Origin of the sequence: Salegentibacter salegens, assembly GCF_900142975.1 — a bacterium.
Taxonomy (GTDB): domain Bacteria; phylum Bacteroidota; class Bacteroidia; order Flavobacteriales; family Flavobacteriaceae; genus Salegentibacter; species Salegentibacter salegens.
Genome location: NZ_LT670848.1, coordinates 1,347,962 through 1,368,610, shown reverse-complemented (window position 1 = coordinate 1,368,610; position 20,649 = coordinate 1,347,962). Strand labels below are relative to the sequence as shown.

Here is a 20,649-nt window from a genome sequence, read left to right as displayed (position 1 = left end):
TATTCAAAGATTCTTTACGTAATTATTTAATAGGCTTAAAGCCGGGTGCTCATCCTGGCTTTGGTAATTTTCAAAAAGCTGCTCTGTTTCCAGATCTTTATAACCAAGAATTTCAAAAGCTTCATCTTTTTGTAGCTTTTTAAAAGCCATAGACCAGTCAGAAAAAGCTCTTTCCTTACTGAAGCCAGAATCCAGTTCGGTTATGTTTTGGTGGCGTTTGTCTTTAGCTATTTTACTATACAGCCAGTCAACATTTTCTTCTTCTCCTTCAAGATATTGAATAAAGCTTCCGTGAAAATAGATCAGCATTCCGGTTACTGCAATCGCAGTGTTGTTATTTCGCGCTTTTTCAAGTAATTCTTTTAAAGCCCTGTCAGTAATCACGTGACTTTGCCTGCTTACGTACGCAATATATTTAAGCATTCTGTTTATTTTTATAAATTCAAAGGTAAAAAATGTAATTTATTTTTGTTCAAAAGAGCTTAAATTGCAAGTTTCTGGAAAAGCAAAGCTCATAAATTATAGTATCTTTATCCCCAAAATCAAGCTCCTCTTATGGAATTAAACCTAACCAAACCCATTTGTTTTTTTGACCTGGAAACTACCGGAACAAATGTGGCGAAAGACCGTATTGTAGAAATTGCCATCCTTAAAGTTTTTCCTAACGGAAACAAGGAAAGTAAAACCTGGCTGGTAAATCCTGAAATGACAATTCCTCAAGAGGTTGTTGCTATTCATGGAATTTCAGATGAAAAAGTAGCTAATGAGCCCACTTTTAAGCAGCTTTCTTCCCAGGTTCATGATATGATAAAAGGCTGTGATCTTGGAGGCTATAATTCCAATCGGTTCGATATTCCATTGTTGGTAGAAGAACTTTTGCGTGCCGGGGTAGATTTTGAAATGAAAAACGTGGTGGCAGTAGATGTACAAACCATTTTTCATAAAAAAGAACAAAGAACCTTAGCTGCAGCTTACCAGTTTTACTGCGGAAAAGATCTAATAGACGCCCATAGTGCCGAAGCTGATACTACGGCTACTTACGAAGTTTTAAAATCTCAACTAGACCGCTATGGAGATTTGCAAAATGATATGAAATACCTGGCCGATTATTCTTCCAGGAAACGTTTTGCTGATTTCGCAGGATTTATTGCTTTCGATAAAAAAGAAGAAGAAGTTTTCGCTTTCGGAAAATTTAAAGGTAAAAATGTAGAAAAGGTGCTGGAAGACGAACCCGGTTATTACGGTTGGATCCAGAATGCCGATTTCCCGCTGTACACCAAAAAAGTGCTTACCGCTATAAAGCTGAGAAAGCTGAATAATAAATTGTCCTAATAAGCAATGAAGCAAACCTTTATCGTACTGTTTTTGCTGTGCTGCAAGTTTTCTACAGCCCAGGAAAATCGTGTGGTAGGTCAGGTGGTAGATGCCGTTACTTCACAAGCCTTAGCGTATGTAAATATTGTTTTGGAAGAGGAGCATAGAGGCACGTCTACAGATGCGCAGGGAAGATTTTCTTTCGTATTAAAGGGTGTAGATACTTCAGTTAGCTTAAAATTTAGTTATGTAGGTTTTAAAACAAAAAATATAAAGCTCGCCGAGCTTAATAGTAGGGTTATAAAATTGGAGCCCGATGTAAATTCACTTTCTGAAGTTCAGTTATATAATATCACCGAAAATAATTCTGAAAAGATCAATGATTTCCGCGGAAGGGAAAGCATAGGTTTGGGGAACTTTAGCGGCGGACAGTTTCCAAGTATGATAGCACGCTACTATGCAAGACCCGAAAATTTTAAAGCAGGCTGTTTTTTGGAAGAGATAGAGGTTAGGTTTTTTTCTACCGATATGAAGATGAATAAAAAGTCAAAATTCAGGTTAAGAATATTAGAAGTTGGCGATGACGGAAAACCAGATGGGGATTTGTTAACCTCAAATTTAATTATAGAACGCGGAGACAACAGGTTTAAAACTAAAATTCCAATGCGCAGGTATCGAATTCCTATACCAAAAGAAGGCTTTTTTGTAGCGGTAGAGCATTTGTTTATTAAAGAAAACTAGTATATTGAAAAGAAAGATTACCGCGTCTACAGGGAAACCGATACGCTTCTTTACGAAGATTTTAAGGTAGTTAAATATTTACCTGTTTTTAAAGGCGTGCTTGAAGATGAGGATAAAAATTTCAATTCCTTTTTTAAGGATACTAATGGTTGGAAAAAAATGAATAATTTAGATAATTCTCATTCGGTTTTTAAAGGAGAAATTCCGGCGCCGGCCTTTAAAATTACCCTAACCGATTAATTGCTGAAGCATGAAGATAATTTGTATAGGTAGAAATTATACCGATCATATTTCTGAATTACAGAATGAAAAACCCGAAGATCCGGTAATTTTTCTAAAACCTGATACTTCCATTTTATTAAAAAAACAACCTTTCTTTATACCAGATTTTTCTAAAGAAGTGCATTATGAGGTAGAAGTTTTGGTAAAGATCAAAAAAGTAGGAAAGCATATTCAGGAGAAATTTGCACATAAATATTATGACGAAATTGGCCTCGGGATAGATTTTACCGCGAGAGATCTTCAGCAAAAATTAAAGGAGAAAGGTTTGCCCTGGGAAAAGGCAAAAGCTTTTGATGGAGCCGCGGTTATAGGCGAAAAATGGTTGCCCAAAGGTGCGGTTGGCGATATAAATATGCTTAACTTTAGTTTAGATAAGAACGAGGAAACCGTTCAAAAAAGTAATACCCGATTAATGCTGTGGAAAATAGATGAGCTAATTGCCTATATTTCACAGTTTTTTACTTTAAAAATAGGTGATGTGATCTTTACCGGAACACCCGCGGGCGTTGGCAAAGTGGCGGCAGAAGATAAATTAACCGGATTTATAGAAGACAAACAAATCTTTTCAATTCAAATAAAATAGTACTATGAGCAACTACGATTTAAGTGAGGTTAAAGAAATGGCCGGGGGCGACGAAGATTTCATGAAAATAGTGGTACAAACCTTTTTAGAAGAAATTCCGCCAGATGTAGAAGCGATGAACGAGGCTATTACTAACGATAATCCCGATCTTGCCTATCAATTTGCGCATAAAATGAAACCAAATTTACAATTGTTTGGATTGGAACTTATGGACGAAATAAAAGTTATAGAAGCCTGGGCAAAAGCCGGGAAAAAGAAAGACGAAGTTCCAAATGCGGCATCTATAATCACAAAGAAAGTAAATGTAGCCAGTATTGCCCTTAAACGTGATTTTGAACTGGAATGAAAGCAGAAATAATTACCATTGGAGATGAAATTCTAATTGGCCAGATTATAGATACCAATTCTACATTTATCGCTAAAGAATTGAATAAAATTGGAGTTTCGGTAAAGCAAATTTCTACGGTAGAAGACGAGAAAAGTCATATCCTGGAAGCTTTAAATGAAGCCAAAGGCCGCGCCGATATTATAATTATAACCGGCGGTCTTGGACCAACCAAAGACGATATTACCAAAGATTGTTTGTGCGAGTTTTTTGAAGATAAACTGGTAAAAAATGAGGAAGTACTTCAGCATATAGAATTCCTTTTCGAAAAATATATAGACACCCCAATTTCAGGTCTTAATAGAAAGCAAGCCATGTTGCCTTCTAAAGCTGTGGCTTTAAAAAACAAATATGGTACCGCTGCGGGAATGTGGTTTGAGAGCGAAGGCAAAGCCTATGTTTCCCTTCCGGGAGTTCCTTTTGAGATGAAGGCTTTAATTGAAGACGAGGTAGTGCCAAGACTTCAGCAAAGTTATAAAAGGCCGGTAATTTTGCATAAAACTGTCCTGACTTACGGAATGGGAGAAAGTGCCATAGCCGATAAAATTGAAGATTGGGAAAATGCTTTACCAGACTATATTAAACTTGCCTACTTACCTAATTTAGGAAGAGTGAGGTTGCGGTTAACCGCAAAGGGTGATAACGAAGAACATCTTAAAAACAGTGTGGAAAGCTTAATTAGCGATCTTCATGGTATTATTGGGGATATCATTGTTGGGTACGAAGACGATGAATCTATAGAGATCCAAATTTCCAGGTTGCTAATTAAAAAAGGAGCTACAATTGCCACAGCCGAAAGCTGTACCGGTGGGAAACTCGCCGCTTTATTTGCTAATCCTCCTGGAGCTTCTAACTACTATAAAGGCAGCGTGGTGAGTTATGCCACAAGTTCTAAAGAAGATATCTTAAAAATAGATAAAAAGCTTATAGAAGAATATTCAGTGGTAAGTGAGGAAGTGGCGATAGCGATGGCCAAAAACGCCAGGGAATTGTTTAAAACCGATTATGCGATTGCTACCACCGGTAACGCCGGCCCGGCAAAAGGCGACAGTGAAGCAGAAATCGGAACCGTTTTTATAGGAATTGCAACCCCCAATGAAGTGTATGCCAAAAAATTTATCTTCGGAAATCATCGGGATAAAGTAATTGGCAAAGCAGTGAATAAAAGCATGGAGTTGATAAGGGAAGAGTTATTTCAGCAAATAAAAACCTACCCGTAACCGCTTAAAATTTAATCTAAAAGTTTTAAATTTGCCTTTTGGAAGCTTTGAAATTCAGAAGCTTAAATATATTAAAGGTTTGGATAAGCTCGATTTTAAACAGGAGAATAATCCGGTAAGCTTCCAACAGAAGGCAAACAGCGAGTTTTTAGCTAAAAAATAGAAGCAGCTGGGAAATTTAAGAAACCCTGAATATTTTTTTAAATTAATATTGTTTGTTAGGTGAAAAAATCGTTAATTTGCAGTCTGTTTTGAAATAACGAGAAAAGAATAGAGCAATGTCAAGAGTTTGTGAACTTACTGGTAAAAGAGCGATGGTTGGGAACAATGTTTCTCACGCTATGAACAAAACCAAACGTAGATTTAATGCCAATTTGGTAAAGAAACGTTTTTTTATTCCTGAGGAAGATAAATGGGTGACTTTAAAGGTATCTACATCTGCACTTAAAGATATTAATAAAAAAGGCATCTCTGCTGTAATTAAAGAAGCAAGAGAAAAAGGATTTTTGAAGAAATAATCCTCAAGCATAAAAACACATTACAATGGCAAAGAAAGGCAACAGGGTACAGGTTATACTAGAGTGTACAGAGCATAAAGGAACCGGAAAACCGGGAACTTCAAGATACATTACTACCAAGAATAAAAAGAATACACCGGATAGGTTGGAGATAAAGAAATTTAATCCAATCCTTAAGAAAATGACGGTTCATAAAGAGATAAAATAATTAAGTTATGGCTAAGAAATCAGTAGGAACGATACAAACAGGGGCTAAAAGATTAACCAAAGCAATCAAGATGGTTAAATCTCCAAAATCTGGCGCCTATACTTTTGTTGAACAAATTATGACTCCGGAAGAGGTGAACGATTTTTTGAAGAAAAACTAGTTCAACCAACTTCTTGAAAACATTTACAAAGCCGTCTGGATAACCTCTGGACGGCTTTTTGTTTTTATGTATATTTACAACTGAAATTTCGGAAGCTATTTTCGAAATTTGTTGATTTTTAAACCTTCCAAAAAATGAGTTTATTTAAAAAAATATTTTCAAAAGACAAAAAAGAAAACCTGGATAAGGGTCTGGAAAAGACCACAACCACCTTTATGTCTAAAATGAGTAAGGCGGTTGCCGGAAAATCTAAAGTAGATGAAGAAGTTTTAGATGATCTTGAAGATGTATTGATTAGTAGTGACCTTGGAGTGGCAACTACTATAAAAGTAATTAGACGTATTGAAGAACGCGTAGCCCGGGATAAATATTTGGGTACCGAAGAGCTTAACAAAATATTACGTGAAGAAATTGCCGGACTTCTTTCTGAAACCGAAACCGGCGAAGCCGCAAACATTCAAATTCCAGATGTAAAACCTTATGTAATTATGGTGGTTGGCGTAAACGGAGTTGGGAAAACCACTACCATCGGGAAACTCGCTCATCAATTTAAAAGTGCGGGAAAAAATGTGGTTTTGGGCGCAGCCGATACTTTTAGGGCGGCAGCCATAGACCAGTTACAAATTTGGGCCGATAGGACCGATGTCCCTATTGTACGTCAAAAAATGGGGAGCGATCCTGCTTCGGTAGCTTTTGATACCGTGCAAAGTGCCGTAAAACAAAATGCTGATGTAGTCCTTATCGATACCGCAGGGAGATTACACAATAAAGTGAATTTAATGAACGAGCTAACCAAGGTGAAACGAGTGATGCAAAAGGTAATTCCCAATGCTCCTCACGAGGTTTTATTGGTTTTAGATGGCTCAACCGGGCAGAATGCGTTCGAGCAGGCAAAACAGTTTACAGCGGCTACAGAAGTGACTTCACTTGCCGTGACAAAACTAGATGGTACCGCAAAAGGAGGCGTGGTGATTGGGATTAGCGATCAGTTTAAAATTCCAGTGAAATATATTGGTGTAGGTGAAGGTGTTGAAGATTTGCAGGTGTTCAATAAATATGAATTTGTAGATTCTTTCTTTAAACAATAAACCAGGCTGTTATTGGAAAATCGGCACTATACCGACTAATATTTAGTAGTGGAATTTCTAGCTTTTTAAATGTATAAATAGATGAAAAAACTATTACTCCTTCTTTTACTGCCCGCATTATTTTCCTGCGGAAATGAGAAAGATTCCGAAGATGAAAATAGCGAAATCCGGGACTCATTACAAACCGAAAAAGAAGAAGAATTTAAAGTTTTAGATTCTAAAAATATCTCACAGGATTCTCTTTGGGCTCCTTTTGAAAGCGATTTAGCTGAATTTTCTGAAGAAAAATACAACCAATTAAAACCGTTTATTTTTGATAAAAACATTCCTGAGCTCCAGGAAGCAGTTAAAAATGCTGATCTTACTTACGAAGAACTTTCCCTGTTTTTCCTATACCGCATTAAAAAATTTGACCGTGAAAATGAGCTTTCTTTAAACTCGGTTATTTCCCTGAATCCAAACTTGCTGGAAGAAGCCCGGGAAAAAGACGAAAAATTAAATAATTCAGAAGAAAATCATTTAATTAATGGAATTCCGGTTTTGCTTAAAGATAATATCAACACGCAGAACATGGCGACCACCGCCGGAGCAGTTGCTTTGCAAAACAATCAAACCGAAGATGCTTTTATCGTTCAGAAATTAAAAGAAAATGGTGCGTTAATTTTAGGGAAAGCAAATCTAAGCGAATGGGCTTATTTCTTTTGCGGCGAATGCCCCAGTGGTTATTCAGCGGTTGGCGGACAAACCTTAAATCCTTACGGAAGAAAGATCTTTGATACCGGCGGTTCCAGTTCAGGGAGCGCGGTTGCTGTAGCAGCCAATTTGGCCCCTGTTGCGATAGGTTCAGAAACTTCCGGCTCTATTCTTTCACCTTCCAGCCAAAATTCAGTGGTTGGTTTAAAGCCAACTATGGGAAATTTAAGTCGGGGTGGGATTGTTCCCATTTCCAGTTATTTAGATACTCCCGGGCCAATTACAAAATCGGTGATAGATAATGCGATTTTATATTCGGCAATGACCGGTAAAGATGTGGAAGATGCTCTTTCAGTTGAAGTAGAAAATACCGATTTCAATTTCGAAAATACAAGTCTTGAAGGAAAACGTTTTGGCGCATTTAAGCAATTAATGAAAGAAGATTCGCTGTACAGGCGTGCGGTTAATGATCTTAAAAATGCAGGAGCCGAAATTGTAGAATTTGAAGCCGAAAAAATTGAGCTGGAAAACTTTTTACGCTTATTAAGCCTGGATATGAAAAAAGATCTACCGGAATATTTTGAAAAATATGGCGCTGAAACAGGTTTTACTTCCGTAGACGATATTGTGAAATTCAATATAGAAGATTCGGTTAGCAGGATGCCTTATGGCCAGGCCCTTTTTGAAGGAATTTTACAGGAATCGGGTGATTCTACCAACCTCGATTCTATAAAAAGTGACTTGAGCGAAAAAGGGAGAAAGTATTTTGAAACGCCAATGCAGAAACATAATTTAGACGGAATTTTATCTATAAATAATTATCATGCCGGTTTTGCTGCGGTGGCACATTATCCCGGCATTACCGTGCCTATGGGTTATAATAAGGAAGGGGCGCCAAAAGGCCTAACTTTCTTCGCAAAATCATCGCAGGAAAATAAACTTTACCAGTGGGCTTTTGCTTTCGAAAAGGCTTCCAAACGCCGACAATCACCAAAAAATTACGAGTAAATGAAGCAACGGAATTTGAAAGCGCTAATAAGCAAGATCATTTTGTTCTACAGCATATTTTATGGCGCTATGAAGATTATTGCCGTGTTATTCCAGGATGCCTGGCCTTTGCCAAACCTTATACTTGCGATTCCGTTTGTGATCTTTGCAATTATTGGTGGCTTTATGCTAAAACGCGATTCTTATTCCTGGATCTATGTAGCCGCCGGGGTAATTATAATTAGCATTGTACGTTATTATGAAATAGAATGGATGCATCAATTACATGAGTATTTTGGTTAATAATCGAAATTTAAATGCTGCTTCCCGAACCATCGGGATGCCTCGAAATCAAATTATAGTTTCCAATAATAATGCTTCGTGGGCTTGCTCCGAAGTTGTTTACTCATAAGATCAAAATCATGAATAAATCGTCATGCTGAATTTATTTTAGCATCTAACATGGGCAGTACGATACACTCAACTTAGATCTCCGAATAAATTTCGGAGCAGGCTCTGAAACATCCCGAAGCGTCGGGACAGGATGACGTCTAAATTTTAAAGTATGACTTTTTACGGATATACAAATTTATTACTATGAAACCTGAAAAACAGTATCCTTCGGAAGTTTACCTAAACGGAAAGTGGCTAAAACACGATGAAGCTTTTGTGTCGGTTTTTGACCGTGCGTTTATGTTTGGCGATGGTATTTATGAAGTCACGCCTTTTTACTCGGGGAAGCCTTTTCTTTTAAAAGAACATTTAAAGCGCCTGAAATACTGCCTTGATGAGATTCAGATTAAATTTGATCCTTTTGCGCTTCAGGAAACGATGCTGGAAGCCATTTCCCGGGCAGGATTAAATGAAGCCGATGCCGCGGTTTATATCCAGGTGAGTAGGGGAGCGGCGACCAGGAGCCATTTTGTTCCCGAAAAGATTGAAACCACTGTCTTGCTGTATGCCTTTCCCGTGACTTTGAAGGGATTTGAAAAGAAATCCTGGGAAGTAATGGCAACGGAAGATAAACGCTGGCACCGCTGCGATATTAAGTCGACAGCACTATTAGCGAATGTGATGGCGAACGAGGAAGCTATTGCTGCCGGTTTTGCTGAAAACCTCCTGGTGCGCAAAGGTTATTTTACCGAAGGTTCACACTCCAGCCTGTTTTTTGTAAAATACGGCGTGGTGCATACACATCCCGAAGGCCAAAAGATCCTCTCTGGAATTACCCGGGCAGAAGTGATTAATATTTGCACCGACTTAAACATAAAAGTGGTTGAAAAAGCCGTGCATATTGATGAACTGGTGGAGGTAGAAGAAATTTTTGTCACCGGCACCACCACGCAAATAATCCCCATAAGTTCCATTACTCACAAAAACAAAAAAGTCTACACCGCCCGAAAAGACAGTGTTACCAAAAAATTACAGGAGATTTTTATTAAGAGGACGAGGGAAAAGCTAACCTAGTGTTTCAAAATGAAATTATTAATATAATTTACCATTGTCATATTTCAATATGTGACGCCCATATTTTTTGATAGTAGATGGTCGAGTTGTTCGAGGTCCGATATTAATTCTAGATGGTCTTGTGTTAATAATGATTCAGGCTTGTTTTTTCGCAATAACTTTTTCAATTCCACCATTTTAAAATAAAATGATTGGGACCGTAAATCAAGTTTTAGTATCGCCACCTTTTTCTCTATCGCGATCTTTTTTTGTTTAATCTTATTGATAATTTCAATAGCCGAATCAAAATTCAATTCTTTTTCCTCGAAAGTTTTTAAAAGTTTGCACTCAAAACTGGCACATTGTTTTGGTCTTTCCGAATAAATAGTACAACCATCACAATACTTGTTGCAAGGTTGAAGAAAAAAACCATTATCATTCTCATTTTCTATATCCATTACTGCCTTCATTCCCGGCAATTCCTCTTTCTCGAGCTCTACAAAACCAATCAAGGTGCCATCACAACAAAGCCCACAAGACAAACAAATATTCGATGAATCATTCATTTTTTCTGAATTTTTATCACTTTTTTAGTATAATCCTTTTAAGCCTATGATATAGTTCCTAAATCCTTTAAACTTTTCACATGCATCCTTATAGTGCCATCGATGTAATACTTTAAAATGGTTCCAAAAATCAGGATATTTTTGAAAGTATTACCGGAAATTTTGTGATTTAACTTTTGCCCAGCTGCACATAAAAGTAAAAGAAAAGGAGAGCCATGGTCATGAACTGGTAGAAGTAGAAGAAATTTTTGTTACCGGCACCACCACGCAAATTATTCCCATAAGTTCCATTACCCACAAAAACAAAAAGTCTATACCACCTGAAAAGACAGTGTTACCAAAAAATTACAGGAGATTTTTGATGGCTTGTAAAAACCCTGTCTTTAAATGCATTCCATTCTTCCTGGGTTAATTTTTTGTACTCGCCTTGAGGAATGTATGTAGCAATTTGATCTATTTTAGCAATTCTTCTAAGTTCATTTGCTAAGTCCTGATTGAAGTTGGTTTGATTCGAAGTTAATCGCTTTTCTGTATTGTTTTCTTTACAAGCAATTATCAATATTGCGATAATTAGAATTCCGTAGATTTTGTTCATTGTCACAATTTTTTCTATTGCTTTTGGGTAACGGTCTCGTATTAAACAAGTTGGTGGAGTAAGGGACGCGGACTTATCGGCTTAGATTTTAATTATTGGTTAATTTAATTTTTTCTTTGAAATGCTACCCGTTATTTGCGATGAACCGACTTAAGTTTAAATTTCTTAAATTTTATTTCTAATCAGAAAGAACAAAGGAGAGGAGTAAGGTTATATGAACCGTGGGAACTTTAGATTCCGTCAACATTGATAATCCCCTCTCTTTTCTACTTTTATTTCGTTCAGTTCTGTGAGACTTTAGATCTCGTTTTTAAGTCGATGAAACCAAAGTAGGCGTCCTTTCCTAATAGTTCTATTATGAATAAAAGTAAACAAATTTATGGAGTAGACATCAGCAAAAATGTGTTTGATGTGGTAGATTCTAGCGGAAAACATTCTCAGTTTTCCAATGATCCTAAAGGATTTAAAGCGCTTTTTAAAACTCTTTCTTCAGAAGGCTTAGTTGTGATGGAAGCTACCGGATATTACCATTACAGGCTAGCTCAGTTTCTTTATGAGCAGCATGTTCAGGTTTCTGTAGTCAATCCATTGTCGGTAAAAAGATTTATTCAAATGAAATTGTCTAAGGTTAAAACAGATAAATCTGACGCCAAAGCAATTTGTGAATATGCTACTGTAAATGAAGTTCCTTTGTATACTGCCAGGAATAAAAACCAGGCGGAATGTCTCCAGCTACTGAGAATGATAGACGTCTACATCAAACAAAGCACAGCATTGAAGAACAAACTGCATGGAGAGAAAGTCCTGGGTAAACCTTCCAAAGCAGTTTATCATTCGCTAAACCGGGCTCTCAAGAATGTTCAGACAGAGATTCAGGTACTTGAAAACCGACTCACTGAAATAGTAAAAGAGGAACAACAGCAGCAACTCACATTATTGAAAAGTATTCCGGGAATGGGGAATAAAACAGCTATTATGTTGATTGTGCTGACGGATGGTTTCTCCAATTTTGAAAATGCTAGGCAGTTGTGTTGCTATACCGGGATCACTCCAACCATACGGGAGTCAGGGAAAAGTGTGAGAGGTAAAAGCAGGATCAGTAAAGTAGGTAACTCTAAACTCCGGAATCTTCTATTCATGTGCAGTTTTACAGCCTGTAAACATAACAAGGCCTGTAAAGAGATTTACGAGCGAATAATAGCGAAGGGAAAGAGCAAGAAACTGGCCTTGATTGCCGTATGCAATAAGCTCTTGAAGCAGGCCTTTGCTATTGCAAAAACAGGACTACCTTATGATGAGAATTTTGTGTCAAAAATGGCATAAATGATTTGGAAGTTAGCTCAGTTCTTTGTTGTAAACAGTATTATGCTAGAATTTAAATATCATCAGGTTTTCAATTTCAAAATATCTTCAAACGATTTATTTAATTCAAAAAACTCTGTTGTAAAACCATTTTGGTATTTATTTTTAGTTTTCAAAAGTTTACGATTTTGTAAAATTTCTAATAGACTTTTCATTTCGTGTTCATAAGTTGCTGAATTTAAAATTTGAAATTTAGTGATCTTGTGATTTTTTTTAAACTCATCAATGAATTGTTTAAGACTATATCTTATTTTTTCTTTATCTGCTCTTGAATTTATTTCATCTAATAATAATTGATAGTCTTTCTTTGAAATTTCACTAATATCAATGTCTAGAATACTTGAAGATAGATTTAAGTTTATTTTTTGGAGGTTTTCAATTTCTGAACTTAAATTTTTTGTTTTTTCAATTGATTGAGAGAGTTGTTCAGACAATTGGTTAATTTTTTCGAAGTTTTCGATTTCAGATTTAGTTTCTTTATCCTTTCTATAAAACCATTTTAAACTTAAGTTTAATAAGGTATTTAAGGCTGTGAAAATGACTATTAAGAGAATGGAAATACCCAGACAAATAAGAATCCGTTGATAGTATACAGCGCTGTAATTTTCTTTTATTTCAAGTATTCTAGTAGAGGCAGAACTATTTTCAAAAAATAGATAAAATAATATATCCCAATTATAAATTATTAATACACTTATGTAAGTAATAATTATCGGGATTTTCAATCTTTCGTTGACAGATTTGCTAATATTTTCAAGTATTTCTGTTTTCTCCATTTAGATATTTTTGAACTAAAGAATTTCTTATAAAATTGTTTATAACGGTCTTGGTCAAGGCAAGTAGCGTGGAGTAGGGACGCGAACTTGTCGGCTTTGTTGTTTTTTACTTAGTCTCTAAAATAGCACTTTTCACTAGAATGCCCGCTATTTGCGCTTAACCGATGTTGAACGAATCCTCCCTATCGGTCGGAAGCCCTACCCGCCTGAACAGCCCAGATAAGATATTCATTTTGTAAAAGTAATAGATTTATTAATTTGTAGCTAAATTTTAAATCTAATCTCATGTTTAAAAAAAAGTAAAACCATTGCTGAACGCGCTTTTGAGGAGGTAGCGGGTTTCAGTACACTTCAAAACAAATTGGAGCAGAGCTTTTCTATTAACGGCAAAGCAAAAAGCACCTTAAACAATTACCTCCGATGTCTGGCACATCTTACTTTGCACTATAAAGAAAGCCCAGAAACGCTCTCGGTGGAAAACATTGAGGCTTACCTTTATTATTGCCAAAAACTTCACAAAACCCCTTCTGAAAGTTTTTTTAAGCACACCATTTTTGGCCTCAGGGCTGCTTACAAAGTAATGGGTATGGAGGCCAAACGCGTAGCCTTGCCCCAGATCAAACGGGACCTTAAACTGCCAACCGTCTTGAGCAAGGAGGAAGTCAGGCGTCTTTTAAAAGCGCCGAAGTACCTTAAACACCGCTTGATCATAGGAATGCTATATGGCTGTGGACTTCGCAGCTACGAACTGTGCAATCTAAAATTGGCTGACATCGATTTTGATCGCAAAACAGTTTTTATTCCCAAGAAAAAAGGTAAGATCGACCGCTACGTCCCTTTGAGTAAACATTTGACCAGAGGACTAAAAAAGTATATCAAAACGGAAAACCCCCAAGTATATCTTTTTAACAGCCAGGTATCCAAAGATGGAGAAGCGCGGGGACTGACTACCAACGGAGTGCGTTGGGTGATCAAAGAGAACCGAAGTAAGATAGGCAGTTCTAAAAAAATAACCGCCCACACGCTGCGGCACAGCTTTGCTACGCATTTGTTGGAATATGGCGTTGACATTGTCAGTTTAAAGGAACTTTTGGGCCATGCCCACATCGAAATGACTTTGACTTATTTGCATGTAGCCAATTTACCTAGTTGTTCGAAGTTTTCTCCTCTAGACAAGCTCTACGATTAATGCGGCCCCAACATAAGGTAGCTGACATTTTAGAGATGGAACAGCTACAGCTCAAAAGCTTGAGCCTAACCTCATGGCATTACCGTGCATTGCAGGCCATAAGGAGGTGCCGAACAGAAGCTATGGGCGGACACATTGATAAATGCGATTGTTGCCACGAGCTGCACATCAGTTACAACAGTTGCAGGAACAGGCATTGTCCAACATGCCAGGGGCACAAACGTGAAGAATGGATTAGGGCAAGGGAAAACGAACTCTTGAACGTTCCCTATTTTCATTTGGTGTTTACCCTTCCAAGTGAATTTAACAGCTATGCCTTGAGCCACGGCAAAATAGTGTACGGCAGTTTGTTCAGGGCCGCCTGGCAGACCTTGCAGCAATTTGGGGAAAACCCCAAACACTTGGGTGGCAGAATGGGCATGATTGCGGTGCTCCATACTTGGGGCCAGAATATGAGTTTGCATCCTCACTTACATTGCATTGTACCAGGAGGTGGTTTGAACAAATCAGGAACATGGAAAAAAGCAAAGAACAATGGAAAATACTTGTTTAATGTAAAATCCATGAGCCAAGTGTTTAGGGCAAAATATATAGCTGAGCTAAGAAAGAGTGAGTTGAAAATTCCTCAAAAAGTTTACGATAAGGTATTCAGTAAAAAGTGGGTGGTATATGCCAAACAACCTTTTAGAAGTCCAAAATATGTCATTGAATACCTGGGCAGATATACCCATAAAATAGCCATTAGCAATCATCGGATTACGGATGTAGATCGCAAAAACAGAAAGGTGACTTTTACTGCAAAAGATTATCGTCGTGCAGGAAAGAAAGTCAACTTAACCTTATCGGGCCAAGAGTTTATCAGGCGGTTTGCCCTGCATATTTTACCCAAGGGATTTACTCGAATACGACATTATGGTATTTTGAGTAGCAGTTGGAAAAAGGAGAAGTTGCCAAAACTACAAGCTGAACTGGCTACGGTAAAGATGGAACCTGTCAGAACCATCCAGCCACTTTTGCACCGCAGATGTTCTACCTGTAAAAAAGGAAGACTGCATACCATTCTGTTGTTTGATGCACGTGGGCCTCCCGCAAATTGGAGAGTTCTATTAAAAGATAAAAAATTAAATAGGAGCAACTAAAAATTAATCTGCAAAGGCGGGCAGACTCTGCTATGCCTTAACTTTAAAATTAAACGATAAAAACCAACTATTGTAAATTGAAACCACTAAAAAAGTCCAGATGACGTTATAAAATAAGTAGGTTCTATACATTTTAGCCACGTAAAGACAGCTTAACCTCCAATTATCCTTCCCTCAATTCATCGTTTTACCCATAGACGGCAAATCAACCGGATTCGTCAACAAAATATTCAGCTCTTGCCTATCGGCGAGCCGAATACTTAGTTATTAGCTGTTGTTTTTTACTTGTTTAGATCTTCTAAAAAACTTAATTCTTCTGGGTACTTTCCAAAACCGTTTACTCTATTTTTTCCTTTTATAAAATATCGATTAAATACGTAAACTGACTTTAGTTCGTCCCATTCATTTTTTACAATTTCAATTTTTCTTTGTAAATCCTTCTCGGGCATATCTGTATTTAAAAAAATCTCAATTTGATGTCTAAGCTTTTCGTAACTAAATCCAATTCGTTTATGATTACCAGCTTTATCACTCGGTTTGAAAAAAGTTTGAAGTCCAGTTAATATTGCAACTATCAATAAAATTGACGGAAATAAATAATCTTGAATCCAATCTTCCTTAAGAGGTGGATATCTGTATGAGAATGCTACAATCGTGGAAATTATGAAGGCTGATATTCCAATCCAATTTTCAAACTTGTTCCAGAAAATTGATTGATAACAATGTGCATATTCTAATTGATGAATTTTTCTCATCCAATCTAATAACATTCTTCGAGTTTTATCCTGCATATGAAGTGATTTCCTTTGTAATTTTATTCATTAATGGGGTTGGATCTATGTACATTTTTCTATTTATCTCAGAAGATTGAATTTCGCTTTTTCCTATAACAAATGATTGATCAACCAATCCATTTTTCGCTGTGAAACTAAAGAATGTTGCACTTATACCATTATCTCCTTTGGAAATTGATTTATGAAAATTTCCTGCATTTATTTGATAATGACTACCGGGCATATAAATCTCGTGGCTTATTTGTCTTAAATTCACATCTTCACCTGAATTTACCGCATTTGAAGTATGCTGATTAACTTCGTTCAAAGTCTTGTTATACTGAACTGTAAAGAGAGAGTGATCATTCGGAGATTCAGTAATTTTAGCAGAATATCTGTCGTTCACGATTTTACCACAAATCGGCCAACTTTCTGCAAAAAAGGAATGTGTATGAATAGAGAATTTTTCACATTTTTCCTCATCTATATAAGCTTTAAGACTTTCATCCCAAATGTGTAATCTTAAAAAGTCGAAATTTTTCTTTTCCAATTCATATTTATATAGTGGAATAGATAAAAATCCTTGTGATCCTATGGAAGAAATCACACATTCTTTTGGAACTATTTCAATTGATTTAGAAACTAAATTCCAAGTCTCTATTATATCAAGTTTTTTGTCATTTTCCCTCGCTTTTTGAATTGAAATAACTGCTGATATTCTATAACAGACAGATTTTAAATATGAATCCGTTAAATTCTGTCGGAAACTATTTAATTCTTCAATTAATATGTTTTGTTCGTGATCAAATAGTTGGAATGGAAAATCTTTTGGTTTTGGTAGTTTATCTTGACAATTTTTGCTGTAACATTTATTAATTGAATTTAGAAATTCAGCAAAATCAATTTTTTTCTTTTCCATTAAAGTTCAAATTTTGATTAAAAATAACAGCTAACTTGTTATATCCCGTATAAACTATTTTCTTAACGAAGTTACTGCAGGGATATCCTTAGTTTTCCCAAATATAACCCAATCCAGACCCTTAAAACTGCGGAAAAACGTAAAATCCAGCCATTTTAATAACAAGTTTGTAACCCAAATTGGGCCGGGATGTAAAATTTTCCACCTCTAATTTCGATAAATCATTAATTTGCATAAAGATTAAAAAAATGTGCGGTGTCTTCGATATTTTCAAGCCCTAAAATCCAACATACTTCGGCCAGGTCGGAGAAGTCCATTCCTCCTGCTGAAATTGCCTCGTTATTGTAACGGCCGTCTTTTCCATTGTATTTATTTGCAAGATCTGTGGCCAATTGCCATATTTCAATCAATTTCGGATTCTTAATTTTAGCTTTCCATTGGGTATAATCTGGGTCTCGAAATCCCGGGGTTCCATTCCCAACTTCATTACCATCAGGTATTTTGTGATAGTTAGTATGATCCTTAACGAATTTAAGACTTTCAGGCGAAGTAGATTCTTCATTCCAGTTGCTATGCTGTACCAGATGGATACGCTGTTTTGTATTTATTTCAGGAAATTCTTTTTGAATAGCTTTTATCAGCTTTGCAGAAAAATCTGATTGGCCTGCCTCTGCAATCCATATATCTCCTTCAGCATTAAGCGTAGTTTTAGCGATCTCCGTAACTTTTTCAACTGCAGCTTTGCTATTATTATGGGCGTCTGTCCAATTGTTTCCAAAGGCAAGCTGGAACAAATCATTTGGCGGAACATATAAACCTTCCTGAATACCATATGCACCGGCTACTGCGTGATACTTTATTTCTGAAAAATCAGCATCAGATAATAGCGTGGCAAAGCCGGCAATAGTATGAAGATCATCTACATCTGTTTTAGAATCATATTGCACTAATAACAGGTCTTCTTCGATATTGAAGTCCCCGGCTTGTGTGTCTGTCTTATCTGCAGTTTTACTGGTAAAAGACATCACTAGAATGGCCAATGCGCTAAAAAGTAGTGTTTTTGATTTCATCGCTTATAATTTATGCGTTAGATTTAAGCAAGCCTTTTTCTTAAACTTTGTCTGGCCAGATGTTAGGCAATTCTCCACTAAAGCCCATTTGGGGAAGTTTATTAATTTTTTCCATTTCTGCTGCGGAGAGTTCAAAATCGAAAAGATCTATATTTTCTTGAATTCTTTCGGGCGATGTAGATTTTGGGATCACAATTACATCGTGCTGAATAATCCATCGCAAACAAACCTGGGAAACAGATTTGTTGTGTTTTTTGGCGATTGTCTCCAGGACTTTATTTTCAAATACTTTTCCTCTTGCCAAAGGAGACCAGGACTCAACGACTATATTTTGTTTTTTACAGTAGGCTGTTAATTCCTCTTGCCAATAGCCTGGATGAAATTCTATTTGATTAATTGCCGGAATAACATTGGCTGTTTGAAATAAAGCTTCTAAATGTTCCTGAAAAAAATTACTTACCCCTATAGATTTTATTTTGCCTTCAGCTTGTAATTCTTCCATTGCGCGCCAGGTATCAGCATTGGTTTTTTGCCAGTTGTCGTAATTTTTAGCATTGGCAGGCCAGTGTATTAAATATAGATCGATGTAGTCTACGTCAGGTCTCTTTAAAGATTTTTCAAATTCTTTTTTAGTTGATTCATAACCTAAGTTCTCCCGCCATAATTTAGTAGTTACAAAAATGTCTTCCCTTAAAACTTCGCTGGCTTTTATTCCTTTTCCTACAGCTTCTTCATTTCCATATATTGCCGCCGTATCTATTAGGGAATAGCCTTTGGAAATAGCCGCTGCCACCGATTCAATTCCTTCCTGCTCTGTAGCTTTGTAGGTTCCCAATCCTACTATTGGTATTTTATTTCCATCGTTTAAGCTTATTTTTCTCATAATATTTTTGCTCTTTTTTTAACTTCTAAAAGCTAACAACATTTGTCCATTTTAAAAGAAACATGATTAGGAAAGTACCTCCCACACCAACAAATATTGCGCCTTGCCAATAAAAGGTTCTGGTTCCCCATTTTTTCCACATCTTTTTACCATATTCTTTTTTGAAATGCCCCCTGGTAAGCTTCCAAAAAAGGAAAGTGATTATTAAAAAAAGTGATATTGCAATTATCCAAATTTTTTCCATTGGCTGGTTTTTTAGACTTTAAAAGCGGGTTTTATTCTTCAATAAATTGTTTATAGTGATCATAGCGTAAAAATATATCCCTTACATAGTTATATGGTTCTGTTCCTCTTACAAAACCGTGTCTAACCACATCATCAAGGTAGTATTCCTTATCTTTTAATTTCAATATATATTCCTCTACATTTTCGTCCCATATATTGGGGTTTTTTCCATTTTTTTCTGCCAGGCGCATAGCATCAAAAACGTGGCCGGCGCCACAGTTAAAAGCAGCGAGAGTGAATTTTACTTTTTGGATTGAATCTTCTACAGTTTCAAAATTGTCACGCATCCTGTCTAAATACTTTACGCCTCCTTTTATATTTTGTTCGGGATTATAATTGTTGCTAACGCCAACTTCTTTTGCCGTAGCCGGCATCAGTTGTATTAAGCCGGTTGCACCTGCCCACGATTCCGCTTTAGGGTCAAACCTGGATTCCTGGTACACTTGAGAAGAAAGGAAACGCCAATCCCATCCTATTTCAGAAGCATTTTCTTTTATAATATCGTCGTATTTACTAATCTTATTACTGTTTTTGCTGTAAAAATCACTTTTAATTCTACTCCTATTAGATCGGGTATTTTTAAAATACTTATTATAAATTACATAATAATCGTCGGACTGTTTCTCTTTGTTTATCCATTTATTTATCGCCTTAAGTAAGTCGGGAGAATTCTGCCTAACCGCCCAGGCTATGCGTTGAGAAAAAGAAACTCTGGTATCGATATTTAGGATAGGGTAGTAGGTTTTATTGATAGATGCAATGTTGTAATCTGCAACTGTTCTTTCAATTTCACCATCCACTACCATTCTAATTATTTTATCTGTAGTAATATTTCCTTCAATATGCTCTATCGGTATTTCGCCACCAATCTCATTTTGTAAGTTTTTAAGCCTTTCAGCATAAGATGAATTTTCTCTAACCCATACGGTATCATTAATTAATTCTAGCGTGTTCGAAATTAGTTGTTTATCGATTTTATAGCCGGGTAGCGAGCGCCAGTTATCGGGCATTCGCTGCACTAACGCCTGGTGCGTTACGTAATGATTTTCTGTAAAACTTACCAGGTTTTTTCTGGGTTCAGTAATGGTCAGGCCATAGGCAATTAAATCACCTTTGCCATTGTTCAGCATATCGAATAGATCGTCTATATCTTCAGCAATTGTAATTTTCAGCTTTAAACCTAAGTTTTTGGCCAGGCGGGACAACAATTCATACTCAAAGCCCATAGGCATTCCTCTATACAAAAAATAGCTTGTGGAATTATAGATGGTTATCGCGTGTAAAACGCCATCTTCTTTTATGGCTTCTAAATCTTTGGAAATTTTATAGGGTTTGGTGTCCTTCTTGTCTCCAAACGCTCCATCACTAGAGTCTCTATCTCCTTTGGAACAACTTGAAAAAATTATTAAAACAACAATGAAAAAAGCATACTTTTTTAAAATCATAGCCTTCAAAATACAAATAAAT

Annotated in this window: 25 protein-coding genes; 15 read left to right on the top strand and 10 right to left on the bottom strand. The window is 36.5% G+C overall.

All coding sequences use genetic code 11. The features are described from left to right. Positions 1 to 3: 3 nt before the first annotated feature. Positions 4 to 423: a BLUF domain-containing protein gene (locus B5488_RS06195; protein WP_079734468.1), complete on the bottom strand. Its 420-nt coding sequence runs from the start codon at positions 421 to 423 to the stop codon at positions 4 to 6. Positions 424 to 555: 132 nt separating this feature from the next. On the opposite strand from B5488_RS06195, the gene B5488_RS06190 reads away from it, so the two are divergent. The 12 genes from B5488_RS06190 (at position 556) to B5488_RS06135 (ending at position 9,646) form a co-directional block, all read left to right on the top strand. Beyond that, the gene (locus B5488_RS06190; protein WP_079734467.1) at positions 556 to 1,332 is read left to right on the top strand and encodes a 3'-5' exonuclease; all 777 of its coding nucleotides are present in this window, start codon (positions 556 to 558) and stop codon (positions 1,330 to 1,332) included. Positions 1,333 to 1,338: 6 nt separating this feature from the next. Further along, entirely contained in the window at positions 1,339 to 2,055 is a 717-nt protein-coding gene (locus tag B5488_RS06185; RefSeq protein WP_079734466.1) for a carboxypeptidase-like regulatory domain-containing protein, read from the top strand. A 250-nt stretch (positions 2,056 to 2,305) separates the two neighbouring features. Further along, a complete protein-coding gene (locus tag B5488_RS06180) occupies positions 2,306 to 2,920 on the top strand; it encodes a fumarylacetoacetate hydrolase family protein (RefSeq protein ID WP_079734465.1) in 615 nt (204 codons plus the stop codon). 4 nt (positions 2,921 to 2,924) lie between these two features. Beyond that, positions 2,925 to 3,266 carry an Hpt domain-containing protein gene (locus B5488_RS06175; protein WP_079734464.1) on the top strand — a complete coding sequence of 114 codons (342 nt, stop codon included), beginning with the start codon at positions 2,925 to 2,927 and terminating at the stop codon, positions 3,264 to 3,266. Next, positions 3,263 to 4,525, top strand: coding sequence for a competence/damage-inducible protein A (locus B5488_RS06170; protein ID WP_079734463.1), 1,263 nt, complete (start codon positions 3,263 to 3,265; stop codon positions 4,523 to 4,525). Before B5488_RS06175 ends, B5488_RS06170 begins: the two co-directional genes overlap by 4 nt. A gap of 278 nt (positions 4,526 to 4,803) precedes the next feature. Next, a complete protein-coding gene (gene rpmB / locus B5488_RS06165; RefSeq protein WP_057480126.1) occupies positions 4,804 to 5,043 on the top strand; it encodes a 50S ribosomal protein L28 in 240 nt (79 codons plus the stop codon). Between the two features lie 25 nt (positions 5,044 to 5,068). Beyond that, complete coding sequence (gene rpmG / locus B5488_RS06160; RefSeq protein ID WP_079734462.1) at positions 5,069 to 5,251, top strand: 50S ribosomal protein L33; 183 nt, start codon at positions 5,069 to 5,071, stop codon at positions 5,249 to 5,251. A 7-nt stretch (positions 5,252 to 5,258) separates the two neighbouring features. Further along, positions 5,259 to 5,411: a DUF4295 domain-containing protein gene (locus B5488_RS06155; protein WP_079734461.1), complete on the top strand. Its 153-nt coding sequence runs from the start codon at positions 5,259 to 5,261 to the stop codon at positions 5,409 to 5,411. A 134-nt stretch (positions 5,412 to 5,545) separates the two neighbouring features. Beyond that, a complete protein-coding gene (gene ftsY / locus B5488_RS06150) occupies positions 5,546 to 6,499 on the top strand; it encodes a signal recognition particle-docking protein FtsY (protein WP_079734460.1) in 954 nt (317 codons plus the stop codon). An 81-nt stretch (positions 6,500 to 6,580) separates the two neighbouring features. Then, positions 6,581 to 8,200, top strand: a complete 1,620-nt coding sequence (locus tag B5488_RS06145) for an amidase family protein (RefSeq protein ID WP_079734459.1) — start codon at positions 6,581 to 6,583, stop codon at positions 8,198 to 8,200. Beyond that, positions 8,201 to 8,482, top strand: a complete 282-nt coding sequence (locus B5488_RS06140) for a hypothetical protein (RefSeq protein WP_079734458.1) — start codon at positions 8,201 to 8,203, stop codon at positions 8,480 to 8,482. Between the two features lie 294 nt (positions 8,483 to 8,776). Beyond that, positions 8,777 to 9,646 (top strand): aminotransferase class IV, encoded by an 870-nt coding sequence (locus tag B5488_RS06135; protein WP_079734457.1) that lies wholly within the window; start codon positions 8,777 to 8,779, stop codon positions 9,644 to 9,646. Between the two features lie 44 nt (positions 9,647 to 9,690). Here the strand turns inward: B5488_RS06135 and B5488_RS06130 are convergent, their stop codons facing one another. Further along, a complete protein-coding gene (locus B5488_RS06130) occupies positions 9,691 to 10,191 on the bottom strand; it encodes a YkgJ family cysteine cluster protein (RefSeq protein ID WP_079734456.1) in 501 nt (166 codons plus the stop codon). Between the two features lie 334 nt (positions 10,192 to 10,525). Beyond that, positions 10,526 to 10,786, bottom strand: coding sequence for a hypothetical protein (locus B5488_RS06125; protein WP_079734455.1), 261 nt, complete (start codon positions 10,784 to 10,786; stop codon positions 10,526 to 10,528). Between the two features lie 357 nt (positions 10,787 to 11,143). On the opposite strand from B5488_RS06125, the gene B5488_RS06120 reads away from it, so the two are divergent. Further along, on the top strand, positions 11,144 to 12,109 hold the full coding sequence (locus B5488_RS06120; RefSeq protein WP_079734454.1) for an IS110 family RNA-guided transposase: 966 nt from the start codon (positions 11,144 to 11,146) through the stop codon (positions 12,107 to 12,109). Between the two features lie 62 nt (positions 12,110 to 12,171). Here the strand turns inward: B5488_RS06120 and B5488_RS06115 are convergent, their stop codons facing one another. Next, complete coding sequence (locus B5488_RS06115; RefSeq protein ID WP_079734453.1) at positions 12,172 to 12,924, bottom strand: hypothetical protein; 753 nt, start codon at positions 12,922 to 12,924, stop codon at positions 12,172 to 12,174. A 361-nt stretch (positions 12,925 to 13,285) separates the two neighbouring features. Between B5488_RS06115 and B5488_RS06110 the strand changes: the two genes are divergently transcribed. Both B5488_RS06110 and B5488_RS06105 read left to right on the top strand, forming a co-directional pair. Further along, positions 13,286 to 14,113 carry a tyrosine-type recombinase/integrase gene (locus B5488_RS06110; RefSeq protein ID WP_231919753.1) on the top strand — a complete coding sequence of 276 codons (828 nt, stop codon included), beginning with the start codon at positions 13,286 to 13,288 and terminating at the stop codon, positions 14,111 to 14,113. Further along, on the top strand, positions 14,113 to 15,252 hold the full coding sequence (locus B5488_RS06105; RefSeq protein ID WP_079734452.1) for an IS91 family transposase: 1,140 nt from the start codon (positions 14,113 to 14,115) through the stop codon (positions 15,250 to 15,252). Before B5488_RS06110 ends, B5488_RS06105 begins: the two co-directional genes overlap by 1 nt. A gap of 281 nt (positions 15,253 to 15,533) precedes the next feature. Here the strand turns inward: B5488_RS06105 and B5488_RS06100 are convergent, their stop codons facing one another. From B5488_RS06100 to B5488_RS06075, 6 genes are all read right to left on the bottom strand, one after another. Next, complete coding sequence (locus B5488_RS06100; RefSeq protein WP_106197177.1) at positions 15,534 to 16,022, bottom strand: SLATT domain-containing protein; 489 nt, start codon at positions 16,020 to 16,022, stop codon at positions 15,534 to 15,536. A 10-nt stretch (positions 16,023 to 16,032) separates the two neighbouring features. Further along, on the bottom strand, positions 16,033 to 16,944 hold the full coding sequence (locus B5488_RS06095; protein ID WP_231919809.1) for a hypothetical protein: 912 nt from the start codon (positions 16,942 to 16,944) through the stop codon (positions 16,033 to 16,035). Between the two features lie 224 nt (positions 16,945 to 17,168). Continuing rightward, entirely contained in the window at positions 17,169 to 18,014 is an 846-nt protein-coding gene (locus tag B5488_RS06090; protein WP_079734450.1) for a hypothetical protein, read from the bottom strand. Between the two features lie 40 nt (positions 18,015 to 18,054). Beyond that, on the bottom strand, positions 18,055 to 18,897 hold the full coding sequence (locus tag B5488_RS06085; protein WP_079734449.1) for an aldo/keto reductase: 843 nt from the start codon (positions 18,895 to 18,897) through the stop codon (positions 18,055 to 18,057). Between the two features lie 25 nt (positions 18,898 to 18,922). Further along, complete coding sequence (locus B5488_RS06080; RefSeq protein ID WP_079734448.1) at positions 18,923 to 19,141, bottom strand: hypothetical protein; 219 nt, start codon at positions 19,139 to 19,141, stop codon at positions 18,923 to 18,925. A gap of 31 nt (positions 19,142 to 19,172) precedes the next feature. Then, positions 19,173 to 20,627, bottom strand: a complete 1,455-nt coding sequence (locus B5488_RS06075; protein ID WP_079734447.1) for an MltF family protein — start codon at positions 20,625 to 20,627, stop codon at positions 19,173 to 19,175. Between the last annotated feature and the right edge of the window lie 22 nt (positions 20,628 to 20,649).